General features: G+C 61.6%; 10 protein-coding genes and 1 pseudogene. 6 read left to right on the top strand and 5 right to left on the bottom strand.

Annotation, left to right across the window (positions count from 1 at the left end):
- Positions 1-274 (bottom strand): hypothetical protein (locus AC1DX0_RS26710; RefSeq protein WP_477357425.1); only part of this gene is annotated, 274 nt, incomplete at its 3' end.
- A 170-nt stretch (positions 275-444) separates the two neighbouring features.
- On the opposite strand from AC1DX0_RS26710, the pseudogene AC1DX0_RS26705 reads away from it, so the two are divergent.
- Positions 445-582 (top strand): annotated as a pseudogene (locus tag AC1DX0_RS26705) (sunset domain-containing protein); the annotation flags it as partial.
- 280 nt (positions 583-862) lie between these two features.
- On the opposite strand, the gene AC1DX0_RS26700 reads toward AC1DX0_RS26705, so the two are convergent.
- Both AC1DX0_RS26700 and AC1DX0_RS26695 read right to left on the bottom strand, forming a co-directional pair.
- Positions 863-1984, bottom strand: a complete 1122-nt coding sequence (locus AC1DX0_RS26700) for an ABC transporter substrate-binding protein (RefSeq protein ID WP_477357423.1) — start codon at positions 1982-1984, stop codon at positions 863-865.
- Between the two features lie 426 nt (positions 1985-2410).
- Positions 2411-2677 carry an SEL1-like repeat protein gene (locus tag AC1DX0_RS26695; RefSeq protein WP_010915070.1) on the bottom strand — a complete coding sequence of 89 codons (267 nt, stop codon included), beginning with the start codon at positions 2675-2677 and terminating at the stop codon, positions 2411-2413.
- Positions 2678-3115: 438 nt separating this feature from the next.
- Between AC1DX0_RS26695 and AC1DX0_RS26690 the strand changes: the two genes are divergently transcribed.
- From AC1DX0_RS26690 to AC1DX0_RS26670, 5 genes are all read left to right on the top strand, one after another.
- A complete protein-coding gene (locus AC1DX0_RS26690) occupies positions 3116-3457 on the top strand; it encodes a DUF2147 domain-containing protein (protein ID WP_475451663.1) in 342 nt (113 codons plus the stop codon).
- 215 nt (positions 3458-3672) lie between these two features.
- Entirely contained in the window at positions 3673-3825 is a 153-nt protein-coding gene (locus AC1DX0_RS26685; RefSeq protein WP_202596399.1) for a hypothetical protein, read from the top strand.
- Positions 3826-3864: 39 nt separating this feature from the next.
- Positions 3865-4059, top strand: coding sequence for a hypothetical protein (locus AC1DX0_RS26680; protein WP_477219495.1), 195 nt, complete (start codon positions 3865-3867; stop codon positions 4057-4059).
- 116 nt (positions 4060-4175) lie between these two features.
- Positions 4176-5639 (top strand): AMP nucleosidase, encoded by a 1464-nt coding sequence (locus AC1DX0_RS26675; RefSeq protein WP_477357421.1) that lies wholly within the window; start codon positions 4176-4178, stop codon positions 5637-5639.
- 126 nt (positions 5640-5765) lie between these two features.
- Positions 5766-6776, top strand: coding sequence for an endonuclease/exonuclease/phosphatase family protein (locus tag AC1DX0_RS26670; protein WP_477357419.1), 1011 nt, complete (start codon positions 5766-5768; stop codon positions 6774-6776).
- 56 nt (positions 6777-6832) lie between these two features.
- On the opposite strand, the gene AC1DX0_RS26665 is transcribed toward AC1DX0_RS26670, so the two are convergent.
- Together AC1DX0_RS26665 and AC1DX0_RS26660 are read right to left on the bottom strand one after the other, a co-directional pair.
- Positions 6833-7429, bottom strand: coding sequence for a DUF922 domain-containing Zn-dependent protease (locus tag AC1DX0_RS26665; protein WP_477219498.1), 597 nt, complete (start codon positions 7427-7429; stop codon positions 6833-6835).
- Positions 7430-7524: 95 nt separating this feature from the next.
- Positions 7525-8231: electron transfer flavoprotein-ubiquinone oxidoreductase (locus AC1DX0_RS26660; protein ID WP_477357417.1), on the bottom strand; the 707-nt coding region annotated here is incomplete at its 5' end.

The following is an 8231-nucleotide window of genomic DNA, read 5'->3' as shown; positions in this document are numbered from 1 at the left end:
GCTTATGCCAGACAATAAATACAAAATGACAGGGTAATTCCTGTATAGTTGTGCCGAAACTCAGCCGCCCATTCGAGGCGGCCTTTTCTTTCAGGAAAACCCAAATGACTGATTTTGAACGCGCCGCGGCGCGACCGCATAGCCGTGCGTCCGCACGCGAAATGCTCGCCACGGCGCACAAATCTATGAAAAAGGCCGACATTGCCGAGCACGCGCTTATGATGGCCAGCGAACTCGAAGGCGCTGCGGAAGGGATGAACGCCGCCACCGCCACGGTTGCTTCGTTCGAAGAGCTGGTGCGCGTTATGAAGGCCAATATCCGAACGGCCAGCGTCCTATTCCAGAGCGGCAAAAAGCGCGAAGCACGCGCACTCTTAGCGCGGATGGCCGACGTCCCTGACCTTGATCCCATTAACTTGCCGACGCATCGCGTCGAATGGTCAAGATACCGGCGAGCGCATCTACCACGTGCCAGGCCAGAAATTCTACCGCGAGACGATCATCCGGCCAGAGTTCGGCGAACGCTGGTTCTGCAGCGAGTCTGAGGCGAGGCAAGCGGGCTGGCGGAAGTCCCGGCGGTAGGTGTGACGGCGAATTTGGGTACGAGGCCCGACATCCGCCTGAGGGACAAACAAATGCTCCGCCGTCACCAGACTCAAACCTGTCGGACTGGGGAAGGTTCCGAGGCTGCTAAGGGTCCCGCTTCGGCGGGCTTTTGTTGTCAGTGTGGAAAATACCGTCAACACGCGGTTATGATAACCGCCATATTCTTGGCTAAAAAGTCGCAAAAATTCAATGTTTTCAAAGAAAAATGGCCGGGACGAACCCGGCCATTTCTTTAGATATTTAACCGCCAGAGCGATTACTGCGCGATCGGCGCGTATTTGCCGTCATGCCACTGGTTGATGTCGTAGCTGGCGTTCTTGAGGTCGCCCTTCTCGTCGAAGGTGACATCGCCGACAACGGTGCTGATCGGCGTGCCGTTTTTCAGCGCTTCGGCAACCTTGGCCGGATCATCGCTGCCGGCGCGCTTGATGCCYTCRGCGAAAGCCTGGACCACCGCRTAGGAGAACAGSGTGAAGCCYTCSGGCACGAAGCCGCCGGCCTTGATCTTCTCGACAGCTGCCTTGGCTTCCGGCTTTGCCTGGGGGTCCGACGGGAACACGAACATGGTGCCTTCGCCAGCCGGGCCGGCAACCTGCCAGAATTCCGGTGAGGCGATGGAGTCCGGCATGATCAGCTGGAACTTGAGGTTCTGTTCCGCCGACTGACGCAGGATCAGGCCGGCTTCAGGGTGGTAGCCGCCGAAATAGACGACGTCGGCCTTGAGATCCTTGAGCTTGGTGACGAGCGCCGAATAGTCCTTCTCGCCGGGGTTGATGGCGTCATAGTAGACTTCCTTGAGGCCGCCGGCGTTCATGGTCGCCCTGACGGCGTCAGCCACGCCCTGACCGTAGGCGCTCTTGTCGTGCAGGACGACGACGTTCTTGCCGGCATACTTCTTGGCGATCCACGGGCCGATGAAGGCGCCCTGTGCGTCATCACGCGTATAGAGACGCATGATGGTCGGCCAGCCGGCCTTGGCGGCCGCGTCGGTCAGGACCGGGTTCGAGGAAGCCGGGCTCATCATCAGCGCGCCGGATTCGGCATAGACGGCCGAGGCCGGAATGCTCGAGCCCGAGCAGGCATGACCGTCGATGAACTTGGTGCCGTTGGCGACAATGCGGTTGGCCACCGAAACAGCCTGCTTCGGATCACACTGGTCGTCCTCGATGTCGAGCTTGATCATCGAGCCGTTGACGCCGCCCGCGGCGTTGATGGCATCGGCGGCGGCCTGTGCGCCCTGCTTGAACTGATCGCCGATGGTGGCGAGCTGTCCGGTCATCGGGCCGACCACCGAAACGGTGATGTCGTCGGCGAATGCGACCGGCRCACTCATCATCAGGCCGAAAATGGCCGCGCTCAAAATACTCATTTTTTTCATGACAATAGAACTCCTCCACTCACGCGCGGCCGCCCCGGCCGCGCTTCTTCTTAGAGAGGCGGGACAATTTCATCCTTCATTGGGCCTGTCTAGGCGCATCGGCACCGCTCGATTGGGCCTGCGAGGTCTCATCCACGCAAAAAAGCCACGCCAGCCTTGTTCCGGCTGGTCGTGGCTTTTTTGCCTGTCGGGCTGTTTCCCCAGCGCCCCCGCGCCACGAAACCCAACGTCGCCTTCCCTGTCTTCCTACTGACCATGATCTTTCCCGATTTTCGGGATCATGGTTCGTCGCACGGCCTGGACCTGTCGGCCTGCCGCGTTCTTGTTGTTGATGGCCCGTGGCCTGGCTGTCTGCGCAGCCTTATCCCTGTTTTGGCCCGACCGTCTTCGAGCGGTCTTGGCCGGAGCGTCCCCGTCTGACGGAACTCAGTGCATGGTCATCCATTCGCGGGCTTCGCGCAGCGCCTTGGCGATCTCGACCTTCGACATGGCGGCCGACAGTTCCGAGCGCAGTTCCGCGGCGCGGGCCGAGCCCTTGATGGCGGCGATGTTGAACCATTTGTGGGCGGCAACGACATCGGTTTCGCAGTCGCGGCCGGTCGCATACATCATGCCCAGTTCGAAAAGAATGTCGGCCTGGGCAGTTGCCCCCATGGCGCCGAAACCTGCTTCAAGCATTTCAAAACGTGCCATTTTAGTCCCCTGTCTGGCTCCCGAGAGCTGCCTCCGTTTGTCTTGTCCGGGCCGCTCTTTCGATGCTTTCGAGAATGCCGATCAGGCTTGAATCCGTCGTTAAATGGCGTGCTTAATTTGAAGAAAACAAAGCTAAAACAAGAGGTAAACGCGCAAATTCGTTAAGGATACGAAGTCAGCAATTCAGCCGATTTGCGCCAAATTTGACGAAAATTTTCGCAGGCGGAATCAACACTCCGCTAACCACGGGAAACAAACACCACGCGCCGGTCGTTTTCATTTCCTCTGCGACAGGCCGGATTCAGGCGCTTTCAAAATCCCAAACTCTTCCCTTGCGGCACCGCTTTTGTTTTGTCGGGAGCTGGATTAGCTTACGTTTGCGTAAGCGGCAGACCGGCGAGGCGGAGAATTCGGCCGGCTATCCAAAGGGAGCAAGACATGTTTCGAAAAGTGAGCCTGGCTCTTGCAGCCACATTGATCATGGCGGGTGCGGCGTGGGCCGATCCGATCGAAGGCAACTGGAAGACGCAAGCCGGCGACACCGCCGCCATTTCAGGCAGCGGCTCGTTTTCCATCACGCTCAAATCAGGAAAATATGCCGGCAAGACCATCGGCTCGCTGAAAGCGGCCGGCGACAACAAATATGCCGGCAGCATCACCGATCCAGCGAACGACAAGACCTATTCGGGCAAGGCGACATTGTCGGGCACCTCGCTGAAGATGAGCGGATGCGTGCTCGGCGGACTGATCTGCAAGAGCCAGACCTGGCACAAGCTCTGATCGACCATATTCTTGCGACATGATGACGGGGCCTGGCGGGCCCCGTTTTCGTTTCAGCAGCACGTCGAGTATTGCCCTGCTGCCGCTCGCTGCGCAGGCCAGCGACGACCCGGTCAGATCCCGTCAATCAATTTGAACCGCAGATGAACGCCGGCATCAGAGCCGGTTCAGAGGCGTTGGGGCATTCTCTCCCGTGTTGAAGGAGACACGACCCAATGCTTGCTCGCCGCTTCACCATCGTCTGCCTGCTGATGAGCCTGTTTGGAATGTTCTTCGCCATCCTCGTGGCCGAAGCGGGCCGTCCTGCCCGCGCCTGGGACAAAGCCAGTTCCTGCCAATTCGATTGCGTGAACCACTTTCGCCGCTGAAGCGACAAAGACACAGATCCAAAGAGAAAAGCAAAAGCCATGGAYCGCATCGCCGCCAACACCCTCAAGACCCTCCGGCTTCTGCCGCGGGCGGTGCTTGTCCTGATGCTTCTGGCCGCTCCGGTTCTGGCGGTGCCGATGATGCGCGCCGATGCCGGCTCGACGATCGAGGCGCCGGCCCTGAGGCAGTCCGGCGTGGGTTTCGTCCTGCTGGTCAGCCTGCAGCGGGGATAAAGAAAAATGGCGCTTTGGGCGCCTTCGACAGCGACACCCCTCCCAACCGCCCGTCCAAGTCTCTATATTGAGCCATGGAAAAGCGAATCTACCCCCAAGCCATCGAATCTGTCGTCATGCCCGAGCCTTTTGGCCGGCAAAGTTTTGACAAAGCCGAGAAAGCAGTCGCCGCACTGCAGGTTCTCTACGACCGCAACACCAAATTCCTGCGCGACTCCTTTGCGGCGCTTGCCGCGGCGGGTGGCGACAACGGCAAACGCTACCGCGCCTTCTATCCCGAGATCGGCGTCACAACCAATTCGTTCACCCAGATCGACTCACGTCAGGCCTATGGCCACATGCCGACGCCGGGGCATTTTTCGACCACGATCACCCAGCCAGCTCTGTTCGAAAGCTATCTGGTCGAGCAGTTGCGGCTGATCATGCGCAATCACGGGGTCGCGGTCACGGTGTCGGAATCGACCACGCCCATTCCGCTGCATTTCGCCTTCCTCGAGGGCACCCATGTCGACGGCGCGGCGGCCGAACGCATCAAACGACCGATCCGCGACTTGTTCGATGTGCCCGACCTCGACGGCACCGATGACCAGATCGCCAACGGCACCTTTGAAGTGCCATTCGGCGAACCAAGACCGCTGGCGCCGTTCACCGCGCAGCGCATCGACTATTCCCTGCACCGCCTGTCGCACTACACCGCGACCACACCGCAGCACTTCCAGAACTTCGTGCTGTTCACCAATTACCAGTTCTACATCGACGAGTTCGTGGCCCGCGCCCGGGCGCAGATGGCGGAAGGCGGCCACGGCTATGCCGAATTCGTCGAACCGGGCAATGTCATCACCAAGGCCGGACAGGCCGCGCCGAGCGAAGGCGTCGCGCCGCCGCGCCTGCCGCAGATGCCGGCCTATCACCTGAAAAAGCCGAACCATGGCGGCATCACCATGGTCAACATCGGTGTAGGCCCCTCGAACGCCAAGACGATCACCGATCATATCGCCGTGCTGCGGCCGCATGCCTGGGTGATGCTTGGCCATTGCGCCGGGCTGCGCAACACCCAGGCGCTCGGCGACTATGTGCTGGCGCATGCCTATGTGCGCGAGGATCATGTGCTCGACGACGACCTTCCGGTCTGGGTGCCGATCCCGCCGCTGGCCGAGATCCAAGTGGCGTTGCAGGAGGCGGTTGCCGAAGTCACCGGCCTGTCGGGTTATGACCTGAAGCGCATCATGCGCACGGGCACGGTCGCCACCATCGACAACCGCAACTGGGAACTGCGCGACCAGCGCGGACCGGTGCAGCGCCTGTCGCAGTCGCGCGCCATCGCGCTCGATATGGAATCGGCGACGATCGCCGCCAATGGCTTCCGCTTCCGCGTGCCCTACGGCACGCTGCTGTGCGTYTCCGACAAGCCSYTGCATGGCGARYTGAAACTGCCKGGCATGGCGACYGARTTCTACAAGCGGCAGGTGGCGCARCACCTGACCATCGGCATCARRGCGATGGARAAGCTTTCSGAAATGCCGATGGAMCGRTTGCAYTCGCGCAAGCTCCGRAGTTTTTCGGAGACGGCGTTCCAGTAGGCGTCCGCGATGCCACAGCGAGGCAATTCGTCGTCTTGCTCAGGCCGCAATTTGACCGGTAAGCAGATCGAACGCAGGCGGCATCTAGCAGACACGACCTCAATGATAACAGGCGCGCGCTTGAAAATGACGGCTGGGTTGGCATTCCTGGCGATGACGGCACTGTCGGCAGCGCTGTTGGCCGGGTTCTTCGGCACGCTGCATCCGGCGTTCGATTCCTTCTCGCATTTCCGCATTCACTTCAGTGTGCTTATGGCGCTTCTGGCTCTGCCGCTGCTCGCCAGTTCGTTTCGGCTGCAAGCGGCAGCGGGGCTGGTCTTTGCCATCGCCTGCCTGGCCACGACGGCAAGCGCCCTGCCGAGGCTTTGGCCGCAGCCTGCGGTCGCCAAGCCCGCCGATCAGGCTGTCTACAGCCTGCTGCAGATGAACCTGCGCYTCAACAACCCGACACCGAAGAAAGTGCTCTCGCTGATCGGCCGCACCAACCCGGACGTAATCACCCTCGACGAGGTGTCGGAGATGTGGACGACCGAGCTTGGCACCATCACCAGCGCCTATCCCTACCGTATCCTGTGCCCCTACCCGAACGGCATGTTCGGGGTGGCGCTGCTGTCGCGGCGGCCGTTTGCCGCCGACACCGCACCACGCTGCGAGCCGCGCGGCGCGATGGCGACCGCCACCGTCGACTTCGGCGGGATCAGCGTCGATGTTGCCGCGGTCCATTTGAGCTGGCCGTGGCCGAAGGAGCAATACTGGCAGATCGGCGAACTGGCGCAGACGCTGGCCGGGCTTGGCCCGACCGCGATCATGGCAGGCGATTGCAACGCCGTGCCGTGGAGCGCGGCGGTGCGGCGGGTCGCGGCTCTCGGCGGGCTGACACTGATGCCTTCGGCCGGCCCGACCTGGATCCACCGGACACTGCCCGACGTCCTGCGCCGCTATGCAGGCCTGCCGATCGACCAGGTCTTCAGCAAGGGCGGGTTGACCATTCTGTCTTCGACCCGGCTGGAGGATACCGGCTCCGACCATCTGCCGGTGCTGGTCGAGTTCACGCTAAGGCCTGACGACAAGCAGCCTGACAATGGGCACGCCACAGCGCTCGCGGCGAGCGATTTGCCAGCCAAGCCACGCGGCTGACCGTCAATCGAACGGAGCACCCGCAACGCTGCGAAGCGCTGCGATGGATTGCTCGTTCATGGTTTTCCGACCAAGGCAGCGATCAGATGTTCGACATGGCCGCCATTGCTGTGCTCGCGCCGATCAAAGGCGATTTGTTTGGCCTCGTATTCAGCATAGACAGCCTTGATGCGAAGCCGCGCCTCGCCGCGCGTCTTGTAGCAAGACGGGTCGTTGGCCACCCGCAGGCCGGCTATCGACCGTTCCGTGGCGCGCATCATCTCCCTGGCGATGCGCCCATGTGTTTCCTCATGGGCGCGAACACCGGCGAAAAACCTGTTCCAGCGCCTGTTCAGCGCCGGCGTCATGGGCGAGCCAACGCGAGGGAAGGTGTAGAACAGGTTGAGCGTGCCGTTGGCCCGCCGCATCCGGCAGAAGCCGTTGCCCTGACCGGCGTCGAGGTCCCAGTCGACAGTATAGGCAGTTGTGGCGATGGCATGCGTCATGAAGCCGTGCCTGGGGCCTTTGCTGTCCATCGCCTCGACGAGGGCGGCGCCCGAGCTTCCCGTAACGTCGTAGGTCCGCGTCTGGACCACCGCCCTGGTGCCGGCCAAGGCTTCTGGCGCACACAGCGCTCCAAGAGCGACGAAGCATGTCATAACGATCCGGCGCATCGGCCTTCTCCCCTATCCCTGGAGAGGGAACCATAGACCGGTGGCCGTTTCAACGGTTTTGCCGCCAAGGCCCAAACCGCCCGGGCCGTGCGAGGTCACATACCCTGGTAGACTGGACCTTCGCCGCCCTGCGGCGGCACCCAGTTGATGTTCTGGTTCGGGTCCTTGATATCGCAGGTCTTGCAGTGGACGCAGTTCTGCGCGTTGATGACGAAGCGGACATCCTTGGCCGCCGGATCGGCGGCGGCGTTGCCGTCCTTGTCGACCCATTCATAGACGCCCGCCGGGCAATAGCGGGTCGAGGGCCCGGCAAAGACATCGTGCTCGGATCGCTTCTGCAGGTCCATATCGCCGACCAGCAGATGGACCGGCTCGTTCTCTTCGTGATTGGTGTTAGACAGGAACACCGAGGACAGGCGATCGAAGGTCAGCACGCCGTCGGGCTTGGGATAGGCGATCTTCTTGTGCCGGGCGGCGGGCTCGAGCGTGGCATAGTCGGCCTTGCCGTGCTTCAGCGTGCCGAAGGGCGAGACGCCGAACAGCGTGTTCAGCCACATGTCGAGGCCGCCGAGGCTGACGCCGATGATGGTGCCGAAACGCGACCACAGCGGCTTGACGTTGCGCACCTTCTTCAAATCCTTGCCGATGTCGGTCGCGCGCCAGGCTTCCTCGTAGGACGTAAGCTCGTCATTGGCGCGACCGGCGGCAATTGCTTCGCTGACATGCTCGGCCGCCAGCATGCCCGACAGCACCGCATTGTGGGAGCCCTTGATGCGGGGCACGTTGACGAAGCCTGCCGCAC

The sequence above is a fragment of the Mesorhizobium sp. P3_A9 genome (assembly GCF_056402975.1).
This window is presented reverse-complemented; position numbering and strand designations above follow the sequence as displayed.

Excerpts from the sequence above, each read along its gene's own strand:
- AC1DX0_RS26685 (WP_202596399.1), top strand. The coding sequence starts at position 3,673 with ATGCTTGCTCGCCGCTTCACCATCGTCTGCCTGCTGATGAGCCTGTTT.
- AC1DX0_RS26695 (WP_010915070.1), bottom strand. The coding sequence starts at position 2,677 with ATGGCACGTTTTGAAATGCTTGAAGCAGGTTTCGGCGCCATGGGGGCA.
- AC1DX0_RS26665 (WP_477219498.1), bottom strand. The coding sequence starts at position 7,429 with ATGCGCCGGATCGTTATGACATGCTTCGTCGCTCTTGGAGCGCTGTGT.
- AC1DX0_RS26690 (WP_475451663.1), top strand. The coding sequence starts at position 3,116 with ATGTTTCGAAAAGTGAGCCTGGCTCTTGCAGCCACATTGATCATGGCG.